This window comes from Komagataeibacter saccharivorans (assembly GCF_003207825.1).
In the GTDB taxonomy this organism is placed as follows: Bacteria; Pseudomonadota; Alphaproteobacteria; order Acetobacterales; family Acetobacteraceae; genus Komagataeibacter; species Komagataeibacter saccharivorans.
Genome location: NZ_NKTY01000009.1, coordinates 22,380 through 47,958 on the forward strand (window position 1 = coordinate 22,380; position 25,579 = coordinate 47,958).

Here is a 25,579-nt window from a genome sequence, read left to right on the forward strand (position 1 = left end):
CCGGCGGGAAGCCATGACGTGACTGCCCCGCCGGTCCAGCAACCGTGATCCCCCATCACAGGGAATTCTGTCTTCAGAGTGCGTTTTTTCTCACCGTAGAATAAAATTCGTGATGGCATCGGTCAGTTTGCCAAAGGGAGGCTTAAGAAGCGTGGCGGCATTAAAACGACCCTGCCGGTAAATGCCCCGGGAATGGGTGAGGGTCATGAAGCCTTCTTTCCCATGATACGCGCCGATCCCGCTATCCCCCACACCACCAAACGGCAGGTCGTCCTGCGCATAATGCAGCAACGTACCGTTAATGGTCACACTCCCCGATACCGTGCGCTTCAGCACCCTGTCCCGGTCAGCGCGTTTTCTACCGAAGTAATACAAAGCCAGAGGTCGGGGGCGGGCGTTAATGAAGGCGATCGCTTCATCGAGTGTCCGATATGTCAGTACAGGCAGGACAGGCCCGAAGATTTCCTGCTGCATGACCGCCATTTCTGCTGTGACGCCCAGCAGCAGAACCGGGGCAAGGACATGACTGGATGCTGAGTCGCTGCCCATCCGGATGACGCGCGCGCCCTGTTCCTCGGCATCGCGGACCAGAGCAGTCAGCCGCTCGTAATGATGCTGGTTCAGGATGGCGGTGTAATCGGGTGAACCAGCGTAACCGCCCGGATGAAGCTTTTCCACAGCGGCCTGATACGCCGTGGCGAAAGCGTGTTGATCCGCTTCGTGAACCAGCACGTAATCCGGTGCGATACAGGTCTGTCCCGCATTGGTCAGTTTGCCGAATGCCACCCGATCCGCCACAAGCGGTATGGTAAAACCGGGCTCAATCACTACCGGTGACTTCCCGCCGAGTTCAAGCGTCACCGGGGTCAGGTTGTTTGCGGCCGCAGCGGCGACCTTCTTTCCCACCGCCGTGCTGCCGGTAAACAGGATATGGTCAAAGGGCAGGGCGGAGAACGCGGCACCCAGTTCGGCATCCCCCGTTACGACGGACACCTGTTCCGACGCAAAGGCAGCCTGCACGATCTGTCCGATCACAGCCGATGTGGCGGGTGTGAGTTCCGATGGCTTGACCATGGCGCGGTTGCCAGCAGCAATCGCGGTGGCCAATGGTACAAGAGCAAGGGATAGCGGATAATTCCATGGCGCGATAATGCCCACCACGCCAACGGGCTGATGGATCACCCACGAACGACCCGACCGGAAATAGGCGGAAACGTGGCGGCGTTCCGGTTTCATCCACTGTCCCAGATGACAGATCATATAATTGATCGACTGCACCAGCGGAATCAGCTCCACAATTGCGCTTTCGCGTTCTGATCGCTGGCCAAAATCCGTTTTCAGGGCGTGCGTGATGTCCGTCCGCCGCTTCAGGATTTCAGATTTCAGGCGGCGCAGATCGGCCCGGCGCTGCTTCAGGACGGGCGGTCCGTCATTGACGAACGCAGCCCGCTGACGGTCGAGGATACGGCGCAGGTCATCGGGGGTAACATTTTCTGAAACAGTATTGGACATTGCGACCTCCATGTTTACAGGAGAAACTTATGCAGGCAGGATATGGAGTAGAATGATCCGGTGTCAACGAAAGTTTCTTCTGTAAACATGGCTATCGCGAATGAGTGAAACGACAGACCGTCCCTATCATCATGGCGACCTGCGCCGCGCCCTGATCGACACGGCCCTTGGCATACTGGCCACGGATCAGAACTGGACCTTTACCCTGCGCGAGGTCGCCCGCCGCACCGGTGTCAGTCACGCTGCCCCCTACAAGCATTTCCGCGATCGCGAGGACCTGCTGCGGGAACTGGCGCGGATCGGTTTTATCCGGCTGGGACAGGGCATGACGGAAGCCGTGGGGGCAAAGGGTCTTTCCGTGCGTGAAAAATTCATTGTCGGAGCAGGGGCCTGTATTGATTTCGCACTCCACAATCCCGGCCTTTACCGCCTGATGTTCAGCGCAGATGCGGACAAGACGGCGGACACGCACCTGCATGACGCAGCCATGGACACTTTCGGGATCCTTTTACGCCTTCTGGAGGAGGGGCAACAGAACGGCTGTTTCCGCCCGGCTGCCATCAGCGCACTGGCGGCGGCAAGCTGGGCGCAGGTACACGGACTGGCCATGCTGGCCATTAATGGCCAGCTTCTTGAAGAAAAGGTAGGAATGGAGCCAGTCCGTGCGGCGCTGGACGTGCTGCTGGATGGCTTATGTCAGCGGGATGGTCATACAGGATCAGTTTATGATCCGGAACCATATCCAAAAGTAATATAATGAAATTGATACCGGCATCTTTTGACGCCAAATTTTGACTACATCATAAGGCATTTCAAACAGTTCTGCATGCACACGTTCCAACGTGTCCTTCTGCATCCGTCGCAGCATGGACAGGGTCAATGCCCACTGGCGACCGGCAAACCGACGCATGCCACATGCAGGACGATCGACCAGTTCCCGGAGTGCCGAACCGTCCGGTGAGCGTATTTCCCACAAAGAATACCGGAACTCCGCCGGTTGGCTTTCCCATACAGGGAATAAGGCCAGATCAGGCAAAGCAGCCTACCATAGAACCAGGCGAACACCACGTTGGAACAATCCGGCATCGTCGTAAGAGCGTGACATCCGCGCCCACTGTCTGTTGCTCAGACCCCAGAGCCTCAGCCGGAAAGAATCATCAGAACGCGGCCGGAAAACCCTTCGGGATGTTTGTCCCATAAAAGACATATTTGATATTGCAATTCACTATCATTTACTAAATAAGCGGTCGGGAACGTCATATCGTGAGCTTTGATAATGAGTCTTCGTGCGCTTTGCCTCAGCACCATCTGCGCCTCCAGCCTGCTGGCGGGTCTTGCCAACCCGGTGATTTCCCTCGCTGCAACAGACGAGTCCAGCCCCGTGCCACAGAAGGTGAAACCGTCTTCCGCACTGCGCACGCAGCCTGCCCATACTCCGGTGAAAAACGCGGACCAGACGGCTGAAAACACACCGGATGCCACGCCCGGCCAGCATGAGGACATTGTCGTCACGGCCGCGCGCAAGAACCGAATGTATGTAAGCAGCGGCGGTGATCTGGGCGCGCTGGGCAACAAGAAGGGACTGGATGTGCCCTTCAACATCCGCAGCTACAATTCCAGCCTGATCCTGAACCAGCAGTCACAGACGCTGGGCGATGTCCTGCTGAACGATCCCACCGTGCGTACCACAATGGGGTATGGCAATTACGCCCAGCTTTTCCAGATCCGCGGGTTCACCCTGTATGGGGATGATGTGGCGATTGATGGCCTGTATGGCGTGACGCCGCGCCAGCTTGTGTCTCCACAGCTTTATGACTCAGTGCAGGTGCTCAATGGCGCCAGCGCCTTCCTCAATGGCGCGGCCCCCGGTGGCTCGGCCATTGGTGGTAATGTCAACCTGATCCCCAAACGGGCGGGGGCGACGGATATCACCCGCATCACCGGCGATTATACCAGCAGCGGGCAGGGCGGTGGTGCGTTTGACATAAGCCGCCGGTTTGGAAAGGACCATGCCTTTGGATTCCGCTTCAACGCCGCCGGCATGGATGGGGAAACGGCAATCAAGGACGAGCGGCATGACGATGTCGCCCTTGGTGCGGCCTTCGACTGGCATAATGACGATACGCGCATCGACATGAACATGAACTACCAGAAACAGCAGGTTTTTGGTGGACGCAGCGCGATCATCGTTTCCAGTCTGGCGACGGACATGCCTGCGCCAAAAGCAACGTCCCCTTCGGAAAACTGGGGCCAGCGCTGGGCCTATACCGATCTGAGCTATCTGTTTGGCACGCTGAACATTGAACATGATTTTGGCAGCCACATAACGGCATATGGCAAATTCGGCGCCCAGAGCGGCAATGAAATGGGCAATTACGCGACCACCACGCTTACCAACTCCCGCACCGGTGACGGCACGGTGGGCGCCATGGCGGATGCGTATAATGTCATGAACGAAGCAACCCAGGCTGGCGTGCGCGCGCACGTCAACACTGGCCCCATCAAGCACGAAATCAATGCGGGCGGGTCCGCGATATGGGAAGAATCGGACGCGGCCTATTCCATGAGCCTCGTCTCCAACGCAGGTAACATCTATCACCCCACGCAGTTCACGCCGTCGGAAACTTATAGCGGGGGCAGCCTGAACAATCCCGGTCGTGTGGCATGGAACAAGCTGTATAGTTTCTTCCTGTCCGATACGATGACGTTCTGGCATGATCGCATCGCGCTGACAGGCGGCTTCCGTTATCAGGATATCCTGTCGGATTCATATGCCTATGGCACGGGAACCCTGAGTACGCATTACGATGCTGCTGCGTTCTCACCGGTCATCGGGCTTGTCATCCATCCGGTCAAACACGCTGCCCTGTATTTCAACCGTATTCAGGGCCTGTCGGCAGGGCAGACCGTGGGGGCAACCTACGTCAATGCCGGACAGGTTTTCGCCCCGTACCAGAGCACCCAGTACGAAGTCGGTGCCAAGTATGACGTGGGACGGTTTGCGGCTGGCGTGGCCTTTTTCCAGACCTCCATGCCGCAGGGCATGACCGAAGCCTACGGCAATACCGGTCAGGAAATTTACACCCAGGATGGCAAGCAGCGTAATCGGGGCATGGAACTGACCTTCAATGGTGAAATCCTGCGTGGCCTGCGCTTTAACGGTGGCCTGACCCTGATTGACGCCAAGCAGATGCATACGACGGGCGGCACGTATGATGGCAAGACCGTGATCGGCGTGCCGAACTACACCATCAATGGCAACCTTGAATACGATGTCCCCTTCGTAAAGGGGCTGACACTGGTTGGCCGCGTGATCAGCACGGGCAAGCAGCAGTTCAACAACGCCAATACGACGCATCTGCCCGCATGGTCCCGTTTCGATCTGGGCGCACGATACACTTTCCTGGCGGCCAAAAAGCCGCTCACTGCACGCTTTGAAGTCGACAATATAGGCAACCAGCGTTACTGGGCCTCCGTTTACCAGAGCGATCTGGTTATGGGAGACCCCGAGACGTTCAAATTCTCGATCAGCGCCGATCTCTGATCTTCATTACGGATCATACAAACTGCGATGCCTGCCTTCCTGATATTCAGGAAGGCAGGATGACAGTCGAATAAAACAGGGTACAAACCTTTTTTGTCTGCCATAAGGGGAGATGTTCAGCCCCTACTGCGAACGGTCTGTCGCTCGACCTGGTGCCTTATCGGGATCGCACACTCTTGCCGTCGGCTTCAGCTATATATCACCATGCAATTTTATCCTCATTGGTGACTTCGGGGGGACAGGCTGGCGCAATACGGGTGACGAAATCATTCCCTTCCCTGGTAAAGCCACACTTCTCCAGATAATTTTCACAATAAAAGTTGCGCCCGGTTGCTATGAAGCCCCCCGTTACGGTCGGGTATTTTTCCAGGATATGCTGTGCCAGCACCTGCATGGACGCGTATTCCGAGCACAGGCCGAATACACGACATGACAGGATGGACTGGATGATCCTGTTCTTCTGAACAAGATGCAACCCGATCAGGCCGTTATCCGTCTGCCTGTCCCGCAGGAACACGCAGAATATATATCCATCCTGCGCAAACAATTTCTTTATGGCATCCAGCGACCAGCGCTGTCCGGTGGTATTGAACTGGTTGGTCTTGTTCAGAAGCTCAAATGCCCGTGCAAAGTTCCGGTCATTGTCCGAACGCACCACGGTGTACCGCTGCTGGATATGAAGGGAACGGAGCCATTCCTCGCGGCTCATTTTCTGCCGCGTCTGGTCGCGACTGATCTTGGCCCGCAGCGTCTGGGTACGTTGCCGGGATTCCGTACTGATCCGGGGTACCTGCGTGCTGGGAGAAAGCAGGATCGCACGCCGCCAGTCCATATGCTCCTCGCTCAGGAACCGCAGTTCGGGAATCACGCAGCGGACTTCATCAATCTCACGCGGATTGTCATCCACAAACAGGACGTTGGCAGGCAAAAGATTTACCTCGTCCAGTATTTCCAGAATATTTTCTGATTTGGGCTGAAAATTGATCTTTACCGATACAAAATCTTCCAGCTTCAGGCGTCCACGCCACACGCGATCGAACTCGGCGCGGGCCAGTTCGGGATCATTCTTGCTGCAGATGGCCAGCAGCCCCCCTCTGGCCTTATACACAAGCAAGGCTTCGGCAAGACCCATGGGCCAGTAATCCGTACGTTCATAAGGCGTGCGGTCGCCATCTGCCAGCACACCACGCCACATGGTATCATCAAGATCCATGATAATAAGCTTGATCGGGGCTGCCGCGTTTATAATGGCAAGATTATTACGGATGACGTTAAAGACGCAGTGGCCGTAAACATCGGGTTGGCCGTCCACATCATATATATGGGAAACAGGCGTACTGTTGCGGATACGCCTGCCATCATCCTCGAAGGTGGTATCGAATATATTCGATGCATGCGAAAGTTCGCGCGCGTAGTCATCCTGTATCCGGAAACGACCCATCGAATTGAGAACGTCGTTCACGTCCAGAAGGAAAGTATTAGGATAGGTCCGAATAATCCGTTCCATTTCAGCATTAAGCCGTGTCACGAAATACTGTGGATTGGACAGATCAAAACGGGGGAAAAGTGACCCCATGAAATTCTGCCTCGGCTCCCAGAATGACAGGAAGAATGTCGGCTTTCCGTCAAGAAGGTCGGAAATGGATGTGACGAATTCTGAAATATAGTCAATACAGTATTTCAGATAATTTTCATGGTCTTCTTCGGTCTTGAGGCGAGGCCAGAACACCTCATTTTCAAAACCGTCAAAGGGTAGGGCTCCGGCGGCCATAACCGAACGGAGCGGCAAGCCGATGACGTTCACCTCTGCTTTTTCATGATTTACTTCTGACAGGGGCGGGGAAAAATGAATCTGCCGACTTTCATCCACACCCATCGTCACATGGATGACATCATGCCCGTGATTTGTTGCGTAATTGATGATGGGCAAAAGTGCGCAGGGACCAAAAAACGCAACATGGAGCTTTTGCTCCGTTTCAGGTTCCAGTCTGTGGAAGGGAAACCCCTTCAGTCCATTCGATGATACACGATCAAGTTTGTAATGCTGATATTTAACTTCGTTTGGAAGGTTAATTATTTTTTTTATTTTTCTGGACAGCTTTTTGATCATTGAATCGCTCTGATGTTATAACTGAACCACCTTACAAAAGTTACATTAAATAACACAATGGCACAAATTATAACAAAGCTCTTCGCTTCATGATCCTGTGACCAGGAATCAACCAGACAGGAGAAAAAGGCGTCAGGATTCCATGGAACTGAATGATTACGGACAGGTGTTACGAACCATAAAAGCTGTCCTGCGTTCCCGTTACGGTCAGATCACAAGACGGTGTAATGTCCTGTCATGGCTGACTGGCGCATGAATGTGGGATGATACCTGCATGCAAACCGTATCCCTCTGACATAGCAGGCGAAGAATGGTCTCTGACTGTCCCTGATATGCGGGAATGCAAAATGGCGGCATCATGCATTGCATGAATTACTTAATGGGTTGCGTTATATGATCAGCAACAGGATTGCGTGGCGCACGATGCCGAACGACCTCCCGCTGTGACTGGCAGTCTGTCAGCAAGCCTGTCTCTGTATAGAGGCTGGCTGATTCGAAGCGCTGTGCCTAATCTACGTACGCGCTTCACTGCGTATTAAGTCTGGTCATAGGGCTGAACCAGCAGCCTTTTGCGTTCGACACAGGAAAACAGGTCCCGCATCGGATAGATGGGGGGCAAGCGCAAACGGGGATCAAAGCTACATATGCCGCTGAACCCGCCGGGTCACCTGCTGGCCCCGCATGTATCCCTGTCGATCAGGATGATCGCGCCTAAACCGGGCGTTTCGCTGCCCTTCAGGATCTGATGGACGAAAACACCGAACGGGCATCACGTCCCGAATGCATCAGGATGAGGTAAGATAATCCCCCTGTCAGGCAGCCTATAAACCACGCAAATCCGGACAGGGTTGATAACGCCGGCACAAATACACTCGCGCTGCCCGCCATCACCGCGATAAGCAGGGCAAGGACCGCCGCCAGATTGACCCCGTTGCGGTACCAGTAGCGACCCTGCGGACTGGTTGTATAAAGTGCTGCTATGTCGACCTGACGACGGCGTATAATATAATAGTCAACCACAAGAATACCGAACAACGGCCCAATAAATGTCGCCAGCACATCCAGCGTCAGATGCATGACCCGCGGACTTCCGTACAGCTTCCAGGGCATGATGAGAATGGAGCCCACGGCAGCGATCATGCCGCCTCTGCGCAGGCTGATGGATCGTGGCGCAAGATTGGAGAAATCGAATGAAGCCGAAACAAAATTGGCTACGATATTGATCCCTGCCGTAGCAATGATGAAGGTCAACATGCCGAATATGACAGCGGTCAGGCTATCTATATGCGCCACTGTTTCCACCGGATCGATCATGACATGCCCAAAAGCAGGAGCAGTCAGGGCGATGGTACAGATCGTCAGTGCTGAAAACCCGATAAAATTGAACGGCAACCCCCAGAAATTACCGCGCCTGATATCCGATGCACTCCGCCCGTACCGCGCGAAATCACCAAAATTAAGCATGGGTCCCGAGAAATAGGAAACCACCAGCGCCACCGCATTTATACTGGCCCATGCCAGTGCTCCCCCATGCAGTGGGCCGCCAGCACCCGTAATCTGGAATGAAAAATGGCTCCATCCCACGCGCTGGAGAAGATACAGGTCCAGCGCAATCATGATGGCATAGACGGCAGGCCCCGCCAGTTCGATAAACCGGCGGATCGTCTCGATCCCCCGCCAGAAAATGGCGGCCTGCACCAGCCATAGCAGACCAAATGCCCCCCATCCCACGGTGGAAAGCCCCAGCATACCATGCATCCGGACTTCCGCCCACGGTGTCAGGGCGGGCGAAAGCCGCAGGGCGAGCACCACCAGCGCATTGGATGCCAGCCATGTCTGTATCCCGTACCAGCACACAGCTATCACACCACGTATAAGTGCAGGGATATTGGCACCCAGCACGCCGAAGGACATGCGACATATAACCGGAAACGGCGTACCCGTGCGCTGGCTGGGCACCGCCACAAGATTACACAACACGTTTACGATCAGCACACCAGCAAGCAGGGATGCAAAAACCAGCCCCGACGGCAGGCCGAGCGTAAAGAGGTTGCCCGCTGTCACATAGCCGCCGACACTATGCACATCCGACATCCAGAAAGACAGGTAATCGTACCAGTTCCAGTCCTGCCTGGCAGCAGGTAGCAGGTCACGGTTACGCAGCCTGCTGTCCTGTTCTCTCGCCTGCGTGATCAGGACAGGTGGCACCGCTTCCGGTCGTGTCTGCATGTTCATCCGCATCATCCCCGCAGGCTACTATGCTTGGGTCTTCCCGCCATGTGAAGGTCATGCCGGCCTGTGGACCCTGTTCCCAGCTTCCTGCTCAGAATCCGGCCCGGAAAGTCACAACCGCCGAGAAGCGACCCAGCGTATTATACGTGGGCGCCGTGCCCTGAATCCTGCCAATGGTCGTATTGGTCAGGCTGACGCTGTTGATGGCGGAATAGGCATGGGTATCGATCATGTTGTTGACCCACAGCATGATTTCCGGGCTTTTGAGAAAGCTCAGACCACGCCCGACAAGACTGTTGCGGGGAAGCCGCGCACCAACTGTTGCATTCATGGTGTAAAGGGAGGGCAGGGCTTCCTGATTCATGAAGGTCGAATACTGCTTGGAGAAATAGTTCAGCCCATAATTCCAGAAGAAAATGCCATTATCCCAGTCTATCCCAAGCGAGGCCGCCCATGTGGGCGTATTGACCGCCATCTTGCCCTTGGTGGGCAGGCCCTGAATATTGTTGTCGATTGTCGAATGCAGGTACTGCATGGACGCATAGGGACGGAAATGATGAATGGGCCGCGTGCCGATTTCCGCATCGAAACCATTGGTGGTCTGGTTACCCGCATCAATGACCTGTCCGATCGCCTCGTTACCCAGGAACATGGACGTAGAAACCTGATGATGTGACAGGTTATAATGGAAATATGTAAAGGACCCGATGATGTATTTACCGGTATAGCGCATACCCACTTCTTCGGTAATGTTGTATTCATCATGGATATGGGTCTGGCCCTGATTGGCAATCTGGCCGGTATTGGGGTTGATGGTGGTGATCATGGCGCTGTCAGGCGGCGCCTTGGCGCCGGTCGAGACCCCACCGAAAATCTGCACATACTTGTTCAACTGGAAATGGCCACCAAGCGTTGGCAGCGGCATGACTTCGTTGGCGCTGACCTTGCGCTGCAGGCCCGGAATATTGTCGGTCCCGTCACGGTGGATCATGGTGACACGCATGCCACCATCAAGCACCAGACGACCGTCGAGCAGCGAAACCGTATCACCGGCATAGATCCCGTTAACAGTCGAAATATCGCTGTAATTCTGGGAATAGAATACCTGGCCATTTGCCAGCCGTAGCGACTGGCCCGCCCGGCCCCATGATGTCGCCGGGTTGCCCGCACTGCTTACGCCGGTATAGCCCACAAGATTGGTCGAATTATCATAATCAAACCAGTAACCAAGATAGATATGGTGCTGACCGACCTTATAACTCAGCTTCGCGTTCACACCGCCGCGCATTTCGTTCAGGCTGCTGTACTGCTCGGTTACGCCATAGGACTGGCCCGGCAACTGTCCGGGGATGGAAATGGACTGCGGGCTACTGCCATATCCATTGTAAACCTGATCGTTCAGTTCAAAGCCTGAACCATAAACTTTCTGGTTGGCCGCCACATAAGGGGTTACATCCAGTCCCAGCCGCCCGAAATTGAAGTGGGAAGGGGCTGCGATATTGAAGGTCTTGGAATGAAGCCAGTTCAGCTTCCAGTAATCGGTGCCGCCAGCAGCGTTATTGATGTTGTATGAGCCAGCCAGCTCGTTTTTAAGACCCTTCTGACGCCAGCTCGCCATGGTCATGTCCCAGTATGGCTCGTTCCCGATGATGCCGCGCGTAAAACCACCCACCAGCGAGACGCGGTTCCCGTTGTCCCATTCCTTGAGGATCTTGAAATCGATATGCTTGAAGTCTTCCTGACCGGGACCATGGTAAAATGTGTCATGCTGGTTGGAGAACGAGATATAGGAGCGGATACCCGTTTTACCCCATTCACCCGTATCCACGCGCAGGAACTGGCGGGTATAATCCCGGTTTCCCACGCCCACATCCCCCAGTCCGCCAAATTTTCTGGAGGGATCACGGGTCTTGAACTCGAACATGCCGCCAGAACCATTGATGGCGGGCGTGTCCAGGTTGGATGAACCGGGCTGCACGGAAACGCTGCCAATATTCTCGCTATCCGTAACCCATGCCACATCGAGGTTGTAGCCGCCGATACTGCTCAACGGCATGCCTTCCCATACATTGGCGATCTGGTCCTGCGTCAGGCCACGCATGCTGAGGGCAGATTTTTCATGGCCCGCAGGGTCCGTATTCGCCACCACTATGCCCGGCAGCAGCTTGACGGCATTATAGGCATTCTGCGCCGGAGACTGCTTCATGATGTAATCGGGCGTGACAGTGCTGCGGGCCTTGGGTGCGGTCTGCTTCTGGATCAGGCCGCCGCCGGGTGCGCGTCCGGTCACGCCATCGGCTGAATGGACCACATTCGCACCCACCCGGATCTGTTCCGCACTGCCCGTGGCCCGGATGCCGTCCTGCGGGGTGGTGGCTTTGTGCTGCGCGGCTGCGGGCTGGGCGTTCGCGGTATGCTTCGATACCGTACGGGCGAAGGCTGCCCCGTGTGACGCGCTCAGTCCCAGCGCAGTTGTAAGCGCCAGAAAAAACCGATGTCCGGGAAACTGCACTGAAAAACGGAGCAGCGGCGCGGGTTGTCTGGAAGAATACGATCCGGTCTGGCTTTTTCCGTCAGGGCACATTGCCGGTGTCCTTATGCTTTACCACCGCACGACAGGGCGGGATTGCGACATGAAATGATACTTGAAAGAAATGTTCGTCGTTTCGGATACAAAATAATACACACGGAAAATGTGTGTCAACGGATATTGTTTACAAAACGAGATTTCAATTCAGATCGACGCCAGCATCGGTTCCCGATGCCAGATAACGCTGCAGTTCGGGCGACAGACCCACCGTTTTCATACCATCCCGATGGGAAACGGATCGTGCCGGGCGCGATAACAGGTCCCGTATTTCCAGCAGACTCTCATGCAGGGAACACATGACAGGAACGGCGACATAGGGCGCGACGCGTTTAGAGAAACCAGCCAGTCCCGCACCACCAAGCAGCACACGTGCTGCACCATCCTGACGCACGGCCTCATTACAGATATGCGCAATCTGGCGACAGACGGCATCCCCCCCGGTCGCCAGAACGTTGCCCGCTTCGGGCAGGATACGCACGGAAGCCAGCCGCGCGCTCAGTCCCATGGACTGCACCAGACTGATCAGCATGGGTTTCCATTCCTTCCCCCCGGTCACGATAGAAAAGCGCCCCGGCAGTCGTGCCGCCCGCCTGATGGCAGCCTGCGCCATGCCCGCAACAGGCACGGGACAGATGCTGGACAGCGCCTCCCGACCCGGATCACCAAAACAGGCCACCAGAACCCCATCAAATGGCCCACGCGCGCGCGCCAGCGCATCCAGCACCGCATGGCCTGCAATGGTGAGAGAAACGGGATTGGTAATGTAGCGTGCCCCAAACCGGGCGGTTACCGCTTCAATAGCCACCGTATCGGCGAACAGGAATCGGGCATGGGCCATCATGCGCTGCGTCATGTCTGTATCGGTATTGGGATTGATAAGCAGCAGGCGCGGCAAGGGCAGGGCATCCAATCATCAGATTACGGGTCACAGCAGCGACCTCCGCCATTCAGTATGATTTGGAAACGTGTTTCGTCAACCCGGATTGTTTACAATATGAATACCCTTGACGGAATCATCAGACTGCCCCAACAGAAATGCGTTTCAGCCAAAAGGGGAGGGGGACGCAGGCCATGGGATCATCTGCCAGGGAAGAAGCGCGCATTGCTGATGCCTTGTGCAAGGCGGTCCTTGAACGCAGGCTTGCACCCGGCAGCAAGCTGCCCGAGGAAGAGCTTGCACAGATTTTCCGCTCCAACCGGGCCAAGATCCGGCGTGTGCTGCTATCGCTATCGCGTTCCCATATCGTCACGCTGGAACCCGGTCGTGGCGCATTCGTCAGCCGTCCCTCCCCACAGGAAGCGCGAGACGTGCTGGCCAGCCGCCGCCTGATCGAAGTCAGCCTGCTGGCACAGCCCTACCGCAAGCTGTCCGCACAGGGTGCAGCACGCCTGCGCCACATCATGGCGCAGGAAGCGGAGGCGCATGAGAAGCACGACGCAATTGCCATGATCTATCTTTCAGGTCAGTTTCACCTGACGCTGATTGAGGAGTTGGGCAACAGGGTGCTGAAAAGCATTACCGATGAACTGATCCTGCGTATGTCGCTTATCATTACCATGTATGAGCGCCAGAACACGACCTGCTGCCTGTCCTCCGATCATCATGACCTGCTGGAACTGCTACTGGCCGACAACCATACGGAGGCATCCGCCCTTATGGCACGGCATCTGGAAGGGATTGAAAGCTGCCTTGATTTCAACCGCGAACCAGCGACCACCACTATCCTCAGCCAGATACTCAAGTGTTAAGTTTCGCTGTGAACTGAACGGTATTTTCTGAAATCAACACCGCTCGCCTGTAGTTCACGGCCCTTACGCAAGCCAGAGGGAACGGCTCCGGCCGCGTCTCCGCTGACTTACGTATTGCGCATCAAAAGGCGTCGTGACCTGAAGGGACTGGTCAGGTGGCCGTCACCGTTGCCGCCGTATTATTTTTCCGTGCCGGGATATAGCTTCTTACGCGGGCATAACTTTCACGCACGCCCTGTACGCAACGTTCCGGGTCAAGACCCGCATGATCGATCGCCTTGCGGAATGCAGTCCATGAAGGACCACGCCCCATCGGGTCCGCCGCCATATGCCGGGCACCAAAACTGTCGTCAAAGCCCATTTTTTCAACAAGCCGGGTCAGAAAATTAGCGCCGAGCTTTGATCCTTCCGCGACATACAGCCATCCAATCGCGGTGGAAGGGTCCATCATGCCCACAGGCACGCCAGGGGCAGGTATGGCGATGTCCAGATCGTTCATATCGGCCGAAACCTGCTGGAACCTGTTTCTGGTGGCCAGATCCGGCACGATGCGCGCAAGGTCATCGCTGTTGTACAGGAGATCGAGGTCACGATGGAACAGGTACTGCATCAACACAAAGTCCCGATAGCCTGCGGCATCCGTAAACATGCCCCGTGACATGACGGTGTGATTGAGATCATTGTGGATCTGGTGAGTGGCTTCCCGCAGGTAGCCGGACAGGGGGACGTGAATGTTCCCGTCGTTTAACAGAGTCATGTTTTCTTCCTGTTACAATTTTATACTTAGAGTCCAACGGACTGATTCTTGCGTTTCACATGCGCAGACCGCTGGAATCCAACATTTCCTCCATTAGTGCAACTAAGAATCAGGCGCAACAAAATCCTTGCCGCCTCGTGATCGCACGCATATCGTTGTGCTAATGATTCTCAGTAGCAATGGTGAATGATGATAAAGCTCTTCTTCCGACGAGGGCAGGCACGCCGCCGTCACATGCTTGCAACCACGGCTCTGGCCTGTGCGTGGATGACCCCCGCCTTTGCCGCATCACAGGCAACAGATACGACAACATCCCCAAAAACGGCAGTAAAACAGTCCTCTCCACCAGCGCAGGTTTCCCTTTCACCCGCCGCGCCGATCCGGCTTTCCCCCGTAAAAGTGCAGGGCGGTACGGACATCATCGACCTGATGAAATTTGATCCCGACAAGGATCATAGCGAAGTGGGCAAACCGGCGGTCCTGACCACCACAACCACCTACAAAACCTTCCGCGACAGGCAGATCGACAGTCTGGAGGATTATTCACGGCGCGTGGATGCCTCTGTAAACTATAGTAACGGAAACTCCAGCATCAATATTCGTGGTCTGGACCAGAATCGGATACTGACCACAATTGATGGCGTGCGTATGCCATGGGCAAATGACGGTGCCTACGCAGGCAGCTTCAATACCGCACAGGGGGGCGTAAGTGATTTCGATTTCAATTCACTCGGGGCCATTGACGTGGTCAAAAGTGCTGATTCCAGTTTCTTCGGCACGGGTGCGCTAGGCGGGGTGATTGCCCTGCGGACGCTGGACCCTGAAGACATCCTCAAGCCCGGTAAAAACTTCGGGGGCCTGACGAAGATGACCTATAATGGCGCAAGCGAAGCCGCATTGCTCAATCAGGCTTTCGCTGCGCGTTACGGGAATACCGTGTTCCTGCTTCAGGGAGGCTACCAGAACGGCAGCGAAACGGGCAACCGTGGCGATACGGGTGGTTATGGCCGGACCCGGACCATGAAAGATCCGGCGTCCTATCAGGTGGGCAACTTTCTGGGCAAGGTCCGGCATTATTTCGCTGGCGGCCATCGGATCGGCCTGACGGGCGAATGGTATGACCGCAATTATAACGAGGAGACCAAAACCTCCGAAACCACAGCGACCGATCGCTATTATACCCGCAGCGAAAACCAGCGTTCGCGTGTTTCAGCCAATTATGATTATCAGGCTGACAGTCCGACCGCACTGTTCAGCGAGGCCCATTTTCTGGCCTACTGGCAAAGCATCAAGACCGATACCGATATCACGAACCGGGATTCAGCCAATGCTTCCACATATACCCACGAACATCTGAGCCTGCCCGTGCAGTCCTATGGTGTTACCGGGTCAGCCACAAACAACATCTTCACCGGCCCGCTGCACCATAAGATTACTTATGGCGGCGAAGTCTTCCTGACCGATACCTACCAGACCCAGACCGGCCAGCAGGCGGTCTCCAGTCCGTACCTGCATGACAACTTCTCGGACATGCCCAAGGTACACGGGACGGACATGGGGGCAATCGTTCAGGACCGTATCGGCATCGGGCGCAATGAATGGTTCCATATCACGCCGGGCTTCCGCTTCGATTACTTCCAGCGTGATCCGCATAATACCACGTCCTACATGGCAAATGCAGGATATAGCGGCCTGCCTCATGGTGCCCATGGCTCACACTTCTCGCCCAAGGTGCTGGTGGAAGCGCGGGTGGCCCACAACCTGACATTATATGGACAGTATTCCGAAGCCTACCGCGCCCCATCAGCGACGGAGGAATACCTGAATTACAGCACCCCGCCGTACTATCAGGTAACAGGGAATCCCAACCTCAAACCCGAAAGCAGCCGGGGATGGGAAGTTGGCATGAAATACGGCAATTCCGAACGCGGGGCCAATATCTCGTTTTATGACAATCACTACCATAACTTCATCGATATGGAGGGGGTCAGTGGCTGTTCGGGGTACTACCTGTGTTATGGCTATACCAATCTGGCGCATGTCCGCATTTATGGTGTGGAAGCGAGCGTCAACTGGGCGTTTGACCGGCACTGGCATACATGGGGTTCGTTTGCCTATGCCGACGGGCGCGATACGGACATGAACTTCCACCTCAGTTCGGTCGCACCTTTCCGTGGCATCATCGGCTTCGGCTACAAGACGGATAACTGGGGCACCGACCTGTCGGGCACATTCGCCACTTCACGCGATGACGCCAAATACCTGACCACCACGGGATCGCTACAGAACCAGTGGAAAACGCCCGGCTACGTCATTTTTGACCTGACAGGCTGGTACAGCCCCACATTCTACCGTCCGCTGCGCATACAGGCGGGCATGTACAACATCTTTGACAAGGCTTACTACAACGCAGCCTCGCTTCCCTATGGCCAGTCATCCAGTTCACTTTCGGAGCGGTATTACACGCAGCCTGGCCGCTCCTTCAAGGTAACCGCGAGGATCGAGTTCTGATGACATATAAACCTGCAGGCCACGGTCGGGTGGAAATGGGACGCCGACTATTTGCCTGCCTGCTGGCTGGCGGCGTGCTGACCATGCCACGCATCAGCCGGAGCGCCGGAGATGACCTGTTCACCGACTGTCGGGGGCGACAGGTAAAAACTGGCCCTGCAACGCGCATAGCCAGTATTGGCGGCACCATTACCGAAACGCTGTATGCGCTGGGTGCGGATGCACGTATCATCGCGGTCGATATTACCTCCACATGGCCCGCACAGGCATTGCGCGAGAAGAAATCCGTGGGCTACATGCGCGCCCTGTCCGCCGAAGGCATTCTTTCGCTTCAGCCTGACCTGATCCTGGCCATGAACGATTGTGGACCACCACAGGTTCTGGAGCAGTTGATGGCATCAGATGTGCCGGTCGTGTTTGTTGACGCCACACCATCGGAAAATGCCATTCTGGCACGCACGCGCTTTCTGGCGAAACTGATACATGCGCAAATGGCTGGCGACCGGATCTGCGCGGACATATCGCGGCATTTCGATATGCTGTCACAATGGCGCGCGGCCCACCCTGAAACAAAGCGGGTGCTGTTCGTCATGCGCATGAGCAATAACCGCCTGATGGTAGCAGGTACGGGCACGGCCGCGGATGCCGTGATCCGTCTGGCCGGTGGCACCAACCCCGCAACATTTGAAGGCTACAGGATACTGGATCAGGAAGCCCTGATCGGCCTGCGACCGGATGCGGTACTGACCATGGAACAGGACGCCCCGCAGGTCCGCGCCGCCCTGCTTGCCAATGCGGGATTCCGGTTGACGCCTGCAGGCAGTAGCCAGACGATCATCGCCATGGAAGGCGAACGCCTGCTGGGTTTTGGCCCCCGTACGCCCGATGCGGCACTGGAACTGGCCCGCCACCTGAGCACGCCCGCATGACGAGGGAAATATCCCGCACGGTCTGGCTTTTCAGCCTACTGTCGGTCCTGCTGTTGCTGACCATGCTTGTGGCCCTTGATACGGGGGCCACGACGGTTCACCTGCGCGACCTGTGGCATCCGGCTGGAACACAGGATCAGGCGACACGGCTGGTGCTGCGCGACATCCGGGGACCGCGCATCGTCATGGCCTGCCTGACCGGCGCGGCGCTGGCGGTTGCCGGCACGATCATGCAGGGACTGTTTCGCAACCCGCTGGCCGATCCGGGACTGGCCGGGGTTTCGTCCGCTGCGGCGCTGGCGACGGCCTGCGTCATTATCCTTGGCAGTTCGTGGCAGTGGGCGACGTGGCTTGGCATGTGGACAATCCCGTGTGCGGGCATCGTGGGCAGTTTTGCTGGCATGGGACTGCTCTATCTTTTCGCTACGCGCGGTGGGGTCACATCGATCACCGCAATGCTGCTGGCGGGCGTGGCGTTTGGGGCTTTTTCCGGTGCGCTGACGGGTATCCTGATCTTCCGGGCAAATGATGCAGCCCTGCGTGATCTGACTTTCTGGACAATGGGCAGCTTTTCCGGGGCCACATGGCGCAGTGTCAGCCTGCTGGTGCCGTTTGTGCTGATTGCGGGCGCACTTGCCACCTGTCTTGCCGCCCCACTGAACGCCATGCTGCTCAACGAACACAACGCGTTGCTGATTGGCTACCCGGTAGAACGGATCAAAAGCCTGTCCATTCTGGCGGTCGCCTGCGCCACGGGGCCGACCGTATCCCTGGTGGGAGCCATCGGTTTTGTGGGGGTGGTCGTGCCGCATCTGGTACGACTGGCCGCAGGTCCTGACCATCGGATTGTCCTGCCCGCCAGTGCAATGCTGGGGGCAATATTGCTGACGGGAGCAGACACCATGGCCCGCACGCTGGCCAGCCCTGCGGAGATCCCGGTTGGCGTCGTGACGGCACTGCTCGGCACGCCGGCTTTTGTCTGGCTGCTGGCACGTAGCCACCGTACGGATGTTTCGTGATGACACTGGAATTGCGCAACGTAACATGGCGGCGGGGTGAGCGTGAAATCCTGCGCGACGTCACCCTGTCTTTCGGCAGGGGGCTGGTCACGGCAATCATTGGCCCTAACGGTGCGGGCAAGAGTTCGCTGCTGCGTCTCGCCAGTGGACTGTCCAGGCCGACCGGTGGAGACGTGCTGCTGGATGGCCAGCCGGTCGCTGCCATGTCGCCACGGCATCTGGCCACCCGCCGCGCCATGCTGACACAGGAAAATGAAACTGCAGGCCAGTTTCTGGTACGCCAGATGGTCGTGATGGGGGCAGGGATGTCTGCCCGCGGGATGGCCATCGACCGGCAGGTGGCACTGGCTGATATGCTACTGCAGCAGGTAGGGCTGGCACAGTTGGCCGGGCGGCAGATGATGACCCTGTCCGGCGGGGAACGCCAGCGTGCAAATCTTGCCCGTGTCCTCATGCAACTGGAAGTTGCCCGGGCGAAGGACTTACCTGCGGGTTTTCTCCTGCTCGACGAACCGATTTCAGCGCAGGACCCCGCCCATCAGGCGCTTGTCCTGCAACTGGCATGCCAGCATGCCGCCCGGGGCGGTGGCGTCGCTGTTGTCCTGCATGATCTCAACTGGGCCGCCGCCTGCGCAGACCGACTGGTTGTGGTTCATCAGGGCAGGGTCCATGCGTATGATACCGTCGAAGCTGTAATGACACAGGATCTGGCCTGCTCCATTTTCGGTCTCAAGGATGGCTGCATCCATCTTCATGCAAAAACGGGCCGCCCCTTCATCCTTCCCCATGATAATATTGGTAGGAAAGCCAATATCCGTGCATCGTCATAACCTACCTGCACGATCAGGCGCACAGGCAGGTAGATCAAGGAGAACGACTTTATCCGACTGCCACCGCGATCCGCGCCGCCCTCCATACCCGCTCACTTCCGAAACGCGCCTTTACGGCGCGGTAGCGAGTGTTTTTGCGGGCAGCAGCGCTTCCTCCACCAGTGGCCATGGGACGATCCCCGCTGACGCGATGCCTGCAAACGTGGTGCGGACATCAAACGGGCGGCCTGCGGCCTCCGCATCATGTGCCTGACGCGATATCAACTGGTCCAGCATCAGTTTTCCGGTCACATAGCTGGTGCCATAGCCGGGCTGGCGCAGATAAAGAAGCTGCTCGAAACCAACCAGCGCATTGTTGGGATCAGAATAGCCGCGTGGCGTCCATGTCGCATGGAACCGTCCCGCCGTGGCGAGGTCCATCTGGTTCGCCTGCACATACAGCGATGCCAGACCGCGCGCGGCACGGTTGGCCAACATGATCCAGACCAGTTCACGCCCGCGCCGTTCATGGTCATACAGCCCCGCCTGCATCACGATTTCCTCGAACGCGGTAGCAAACCCTTCGGACCGGGCGGCATAGATGTTGAACAGCGGCGCGCCACGACGGATCGGGTCGGGATTGGGGTCATCCTTGATCCGCGCCAGTTCCGTCCAGTGAATGTCATGGGAATAGAGCGGCCACGGGTCCAGCGCCGTAACTTTCAGAAAGAAGTTGCGCTCATCCGGCGGGGTGTAATCCAGCGTCTGCGCCGCCATCGCCGCGCGGTAATAGGGCTGATCCGGCACCAGACCTGATTTGATGATGAAATCAGTGAACTGCTGCATCTTCGTCGTGGCGTATTTACGATAGGCCACGGCATCATCAACAGGCTTCAACTGCGGCAGGTCGCGGTTATGCAGTTCCTCCAGCCGCAGGGAGGCCTGCGCGCGCTCCAGTTCGCGCCGCAACAGACTGACCTGCTCATCCCAGGTGTAGGGAACAAGCTGGACGTTCTTCATGTACCAGTCATAATTCACCTTGCCCACGCCCGATGGGCCGGTCTTGTGCGGGGCTTCGGCTTCGATCCAGTCCGCGAAGTCCCGTGTTGCGATCAGCGCTTTTTGCGCGGCATCACGCACCTGTGGCCCTGCACCTTCCAAAGTGGCCGCCTTCTGTCCCTCCAGCGTGCGCATCTTCAGGGAACCGTCGAGCAATGCGGACAGCACTTTTTCCTGACGGCGGAATTCTCGATCGCCATATTTCCACAGATCGGCGGTATTGCTTTTCGCCAGCCACCCGCGCGCACGCTGTAACAGCACCGGCACACCCGACAGACGCGTCGCAAGATCCTGTGCCGCCTGCGGTGACAGCGGATAGCTGTAGCGGAACAGGTCGATCGTATCCGCCGACGGACCTTCATGCGCAGGCACGTCACTTTCCTCGGCAAAGATGGTGGCGAAATAACCGGGATCACGCGCCCATGGACGACGCACCCGCAGGTCGAAATCCAGCCCGTTCATTTCCGCAGCGATCAGGCGCGCGTCGATATCATCCTCGGTAGTCCAGCCCGTTCGATCCAGCGCGGCAAGACGCTTCTGCATCCGCTTCAGGCCGTCCTTTTTATGTGACAGCGCCTTCACATCATAGTCTGGCGCGCCATCGCGCTGTTCTGGCGCGGCAAACGTGCGCCAGTCGGAAAACAGTGTCTGCAACTGCGGACTGGCGGCCTGCGCCGAGGTGGCCATGACATTGCATTGCGGCAACAGAACCATGGCACCGGCACATAGCAGGACCGTCGTGCGGTGCTTTAGAATTTCTTGCAGCATTCGTGTTCCCGATCTCTGCGGTATTTCCCCTCCACCGTGACGCATCGCCCGCGGCAGCTTTGTTTCACGTTGCCCGCACCACACGCGGACTGTCAATTCTGCCCCGGCCTATACCAGATGTCTGGTGTGTCTTTTCGAAACCACAACATCCTGGACCCACTCCAGATGGGGCATAGCGTGAAAAGTACGATACCCGACAAGAAAGAAACGATATTGCCATCCGGGCCAGCGGGCCGTTAGATGAATCATGATGGAAACGAAATGTCATGAAACGGGATGGGGAGCGTGAAGGCCTCATGCCGGTTGTCCGCAGGGCTGCTGCTACTGGCATCGGTTGCGGCAACAACGCCCGTCCTGTCCGCCACGCCTGCGACATCTGTCGCTGCGGCACGGTCATCGGGTAATCAATCACCGGCACCGCTGACGATTGCAGGACTGTATGCGGATCACAGCATAATCGGCACCTCACCTGAACATTACGCATGGTCCGCTGACGGCGCACGACTGGCTTTTGCATGGAATGATCACGCAACCACGTTTCGTGATATCTGGGTCTACGATACTGCATCGGACATAAAACGGCAGGTAACGCATCTGGACGATGCGAAAGACGGCCATAATACGGCGAAAACGCCCGCGCCTGATCCGGGCGTGACACAGCTTGCATGGTTGCCGGACGGACGCATCGCCTTTGTAACCGATGGCATGTTACGGGTTACGGACATGCAGGGCCATGTAAGCGTGCTGGAAGCGGCACACCATGGGGTCAGACTGCTGTCGACCTCACCGGACGGGCGGTGGCTGGCCTTCGTATCCGATGGATCACTGTGGCTGCGTGACATGAAGGCACGGATGCCCGCGAACATCATGGTTACGGGATCTGCTGATTTCGGTGTGGACCGGATGGAATGGAGTCCCACATCCGACCGCATAGCTTTCGTCATGGCTGACAACCGCGCCGTCCATAAGGTGGAGATCGATTATACCCTTGATGGGCAGAACCACCACGACCACGTGACCCGCGCCTTTCCCGGCGATTCCAATACCGGGTTCCCTGTTGGCGTCGTCGATGTTGCGGGTGGACCACCGCGCTGGATGGCACGCGACAACGAGCAGGACCCGGTATGGAATTTCGGCCTGTCGCCGGACGGTCGATCCCTGTTTGTGAATGCCAGCGACCTGACGGTCAAGCATCATGCCCTTGATGTCTATGACGTATCCACCGGACATCGGCAAAGGTTCTACCAATTTGCCGACCCCACCCAGATCCGTCCCGACTGGCAGGCCGCATGGGCGCCACGGGGCAGGGGACTGGTACTGCTGACAAACCGGTACGGGTATAACCAGCTTTACCACATCCCCACCGCAGGGGCGCGACCGCATCCGATCACGGGCAGGGCCGGGAAACAGGGAACATGGGAAATCGAATCCTTCGTACCCGATCCGATACATGGGCGGCTGTATTTTACTTCTAACGAAGCAGGGTATGCACAGCGCCAGGTCTATCGCATCGGTCTGGATGGCGGGATGCCTGAACGCATCACCCAGATACATGGCACCCACGAACCCGTCTTCTCACCCCGGTTCGACCATATGGCCGACCGGTTCAGCAACGATACCACGCCGCCGGACCTGTATGTCACGGCGCTGGACGCCAATACGCCGCCTTCCATCCGTGTGACACATTCGCCGCTGCCATCGTTTGATACACGAACATGGGCGGACGTGCGCTACATGGACTACAGAAGCCATGTTGATAACGCACTGCTGACGATGCGTGTCATGCTGCCCCCGGATTATGATTCCAGCCGCCGCTATCCCCTGATCGTCGGTTCGGTCTATTCCGACGCGGTGCGCGACCAGTGGGGTGGACGGACCGCCCATCCGACATGGGGACTGGATCAGTATCTGGTGTCGCGTGGGTATATCGTGATCAATCCGGGCATACGGGGCAGCTTTGGCCGAGGAAAGGCATGGAACCGGCCAATGCTGGGTAAATACGGCGTGCTTGACATTGATGACCTGCAGGACGGAGCGCAGTTCATGATCAATCAGGGCTATGCCGATCCGGCGCGTATCGGCATCTGGGGATCAAGCTATGGCGGGTTGATGACGTTGATGTCGCTGTTCACCAAACCCGGTTTCTATGCCGCAGGGGTAGCGGGCGCACCGGCCAGCAACGTGGCCCATGCCTATCCCGAACAGGAATGGATCATGGGCCCACCATCGGGCCGGGATTTCCCCGCCCGTTACCAGCGGCAGTCGGCGCTCTACCACACGGATGGCCTGCGTGACCCGCTGATGATCATCCACGGCACGCGGGACGAGGTCGTTCTGTATGCCGATACCATGGCCATGGCACAGCGCATGATCGCACAGGACCGAATGTTCGAACTGGTCACGCTACCCGGTGCAAACCATCCATGGGATACGGAAAATCTGCCACAGACACGCTTTGCCTATACCAGACTGGTGCGGTTTTTAGACCTTTATCTGCATCCGGCGGCAGCCGTCAGCCCGGCACAGTAGATGAAACAGATCACGATTTCAGCGATCTGCCTGCGCTTTTACATCAGGCAGACTTCACTGTAATTGATCTGCATGTCATGGAATGCCTCCATATTACCGTATGCGCTGATGAAGGCATTCCACTGCATTTACAGGTCCCGGTCAGGAAATGACGGGCATTTCCCGTGGCGCACGAATGGTCAGGAGATGTGCGCCATCTTCCGTAATCACCACGTCTTCCTCGTGAACGATCATCTTACCCGGGGCGTATTCCATGCCCGGTTCGATTGTCAGGACCATGCCCGGCTGGATGATGGTTTCCTCGCCTTCCCGGAAGGACGGGGGCTCCGTCAACTGCATCCCCAGCCCATGCCCCAGTCGGCCCACATTATTACCGATTGATCCGGCATCCTGTAGCGCGGTGGCCATTATTTTCCATACGGATTCCATCGTCGCACCGGGCCGGGCGGCCTGAATTCCCAACTCCGTCGCCTGCCAGACGGCCTCATTGGCGCGGCGCGCGGCATCATCAATGCTGCCCACGGCATAGACACGATCGAAATCACAGAAATACCCGTCATAGGTTGCACCGGTATCGATGAACAGGACATCGCCCTGCGTCAGCACGCGGTCCTGTGGACCACAGACGATCTGCGCAACACCACCGGGACCGGAAATCGCAGGCATGAAGGGCACGCTGTCAGCACCCCGCGCACACATATCGGCCCGCAGGCGCTTGACGGCCGTCCGCTCGGTATCGCCAATGGAAATCAGGTCTGGCAATCCGATATAGGCGTCACTCGCCACCTCACAGATAAAGCGGATATGATCGATTTCCGCCTCCGTCTTTATCATGCGGGCCTGCCATAGAGCCGGTGTCCCGTCCACAATCTTCATTTCGGGCATGCGGGTGCCCAGGTCCAGAAAATCCGAAACCGGCATGCGCAGCGCCATCTCGCGCCCCATTTCCGCCCCGACGCGCCCGAAACGGCGCGGAACGGCAGACAGCGTGTCTGCCAAAAGGGAAACACCATCATCTTCCGGGCATGGCGCGGGCCATGTACGGATGTCATTCACCCAGGTTCGCGCCATCTCCGGTGCGCCAATTTCCGGTATTACGGCAATAATGGCCCCTTCACGCGGGACAACCACAAACCACGGGCGGGTTGGACTTTCCCAGAACTGGGAATCAAAACCCGTAAAATAGCGAATATTCGATGGTGACGTGACAAATACCGCGTCCAGTTCTTCTGCCCGCAGGATGGACTGCATCCTGTGTACACGCAAGGCGAACTCATCGGCGCAGAACCCTCTGCGGGGGGGATTACGAAGTATTGTCATCTATCTTCACCCTGGCATGGATATATAAATTTCATGTACGGATATGATATTCTGCCTGATGCGGCGGACATGTCCCGCCTTTATAAATATTGCAGAACAGACAAGAAAAGCGCTCTATTTTTGATGGAGATATGAAACTTT

General features: G+C 56.9%; 16 protein-coding genes. 8 read left to right on the forward strand and 8 right to left on the reverse strand.

Annotated features, from left to right (window positions below; all coding sequences use genetic code 11):
• Positions 1-90: 90 nt before the first annotated feature.
• Positions 91-1,512 (reverse strand): coniferyl aldehyde dehydrogenase, encoded by a 1,422-nt coding sequence (locus tag CFR79_RS07235; RefSeq protein WP_110547421.1) that lies wholly within the window; start codon positions 1,510-1,512, stop codon positions 91-93.
• A 100-nt stretch (positions 1,513-1,612) separates the two neighbouring features.
• On the opposite strand from CFR79_RS07235, the gene CFR79_RS07240 reads away from it, so the two are divergent.
• The gene (locus CFR79_RS07240; protein WP_110547422.1) at positions 1,613-2,269 is read left to right on the forward strand and encodes a TetR/AcrR family transcriptional regulator; all 657 of its coding nucleotides are present in this window, start codon (positions 1,613-1,615) and stop codon (positions 2,267-2,269) included.
• A gap of 519 nt (positions 2,270-2,788) precedes the next feature.
• A complete protein-coding gene (locus tag CFR79_RS07245; protein ID WP_110547423.1) occupies positions 2,789-5,056 on the forward strand; it encodes a TonB-dependent receptor in 2,268 nt (755 codons plus the stop codon).
• A 199-nt stretch (positions 5,057-5,255) separates the two neighbouring features.
• Here the strand turns inward: CFR79_RS07245 and CFR79_RS07250 are convergent, their stop codons facing one another.
• From CFR79_RS07250 to CFR79_RS07265, 4 genes are all read right to left on the reverse strand, one after another.
• Positions 5,256-7,166: an HAD-IIIC family phosphatase gene (locus CFR79_RS07250; protein WP_110547424.1), complete on the reverse strand. Its 1,911-nt coding sequence runs from the start codon at positions 7,164-7,166 to the stop codon at positions 5,256-5,258.
• Between the two features lie 735 nt (positions 7,167-7,901).
• Positions 7,902-9,401: an NCS1 family nucleobase:cation symporter-1 gene (locus CFR79_RS07255; RefSeq protein ID WP_110547475.1), complete on the reverse strand. Its 1,500-nt coding sequence runs from the start codon at positions 9,399-9,401 to the stop codon at positions 7,902-7,904.
• A gap of 88 nt (positions 9,402-9,489) precedes the next feature.
• Positions 9,490-11,982: a TonB-dependent receptor gene (locus CFR79_RS07260; RefSeq protein WP_110547425.1), complete on the reverse strand. Its 2,493-nt coding sequence runs from the start codon at positions 11,980-11,982 to the stop codon at positions 9,490-9,492.
• A 145-nt stretch (positions 11,983-12,127) separates the two neighbouring features.
• On the reverse strand, positions 12,128-12,883 hold the full coding sequence (locus CFR79_RS07265) for an aspartate/glutamate racemase family protein (protein ID WP_258373451.1): 756 nt from the start codon (positions 12,881-12,883) through the stop codon (positions 12,128-12,130).
• Between the two features lie 176 nt (positions 12,884-13,059).
• Between CFR79_RS07265 and CFR79_RS07270 the strand changes: the two genes are divergently transcribed.
• Positions 13,060-13,737, forward strand: a complete 678-nt coding sequence (locus CFR79_RS07270) for a GntR family transcriptional regulator (protein ID WP_102324205.1) — start codon at positions 13,060-13,062, stop codon at positions 13,735-13,737.
• A 151-nt stretch (positions 13,738-13,888) separates the two neighbouring features.
• Here CFR79_RS07270 and CFR79_RS07275 read toward each other — a convergent pair whose 3' ends face one another.
• A complete protein-coding gene (locus CFR79_RS07275; RefSeq protein WP_110547427.1) occupies positions 13,889-14,494 on the reverse strand; it encodes a biliverdin-producing heme oxygenase in 606 nt (201 codons plus the stop codon).
• 234 nt (positions 14,495-14,728) lie between these two features.
• Here CFR79_RS07275 and CFR79_RS07280 point away from each other — a divergent pair, with 234 nt between their 5' ends.
• Genes CFR79_RS07280 through CFR79_RS07295 form a run of 4 tightly spaced genes read left to right on the forward strand, consistent with a single transcriptional unit; the run spans position 14,729 to position 19,783 of the window.
• Complete coding sequence (locus tag CFR79_RS07280; protein ID WP_110547428.1) at positions 14,729-17,005, forward strand: TonB-dependent hemoglobin/transferrin/lactoferrin family receptor; 2,277 nt, start codon at positions 14,729-14,731, stop codon at positions 17,003-17,005.
• Positions 17,005-17,934: a heme/hemin ABC transporter substrate-binding protein gene (locus CFR79_RS07285; RefSeq protein ID WP_258373452.1), complete on the forward strand. Its 930-nt coding sequence runs from the start codon at positions 17,005-17,007 to the stop codon at positions 17,932-17,934. Before CFR79_RS07280 ends, CFR79_RS07285 begins: the two co-directional genes overlap by 1 nt.
• Positions 17,931-18,953 (forward strand): FecCD family ABC transporter permease, encoded by a 1,023-nt coding sequence (locus CFR79_RS07290; RefSeq protein ID WP_110547430.1) that lies wholly within the window; start codon positions 17,931-17,933, stop codon positions 18,951-18,953. The genes CFR79_RS07285 and CFR79_RS07290 overlap by 4 nt, the downstream gene beginning before the upstream one ends.
• Positions 18,953-19,783 carry an ATP-binding cassette domain-containing protein gene (locus CFR79_RS07295; RefSeq protein WP_110547431.1) on the forward strand — a complete coding sequence of 277 codons (831 nt, stop codon included), beginning with the start codon at positions 18,953-18,955 and terminating at the stop codon, positions 19,781-19,783. Before CFR79_RS07290 ends, CFR79_RS07295 begins: the two co-directional genes overlap by 1 nt.
• A 111-nt stretch (positions 19,784-19,894) precedes the next feature.
• Here the strand turns inward: CFR79_RS07295 and CFR79_RS07300 are convergent, their stop codons facing one another.
• Positions 19,895-21,589 carry a DUF885 family protein gene (locus CFR79_RS07300; RefSeq protein ID WP_110547432.1) on the reverse strand — a complete coding sequence of 565 codons (1,695 nt, stop codon included), beginning with the start codon at positions 21,587-21,589 and terminating at the stop codon, positions 19,895-19,897.
• Between the two features lie 285 nt (positions 21,590-21,874).
• On the opposite strand from CFR79_RS07300, the gene CFR79_RS07305 reads away from it, so the two are divergent.
• Positions 21,875-24,118 carry a prolyl oligopeptidase family serine peptidase gene (locus tag CFR79_RS07305; protein ID WP_181417388.1) on the forward strand — a complete coding sequence of 748 codons (2,244 nt, stop codon included), beginning with the start codon at positions 21,875-21,877 and terminating at the stop codon, positions 24,116-24,118.
• 141 nt (positions 24,119-24,259) lie between these two features.
• Here CFR79_RS07305 and CFR79_RS07310 read toward each other — a convergent pair whose 3' ends face one another.
• Positions 24,260-25,438 carry a M24 family metallopeptidase gene (locus CFR79_RS07310; RefSeq protein WP_110547434.1) on the reverse strand — a complete coding sequence of 393 codons (1,179 nt, stop codon included), beginning with the start codon at positions 25,436-25,438 and terminating at the stop codon, positions 24,260-24,262.
• Positions 25,439-25,579 lie beyond the last annotated feature (141 nt).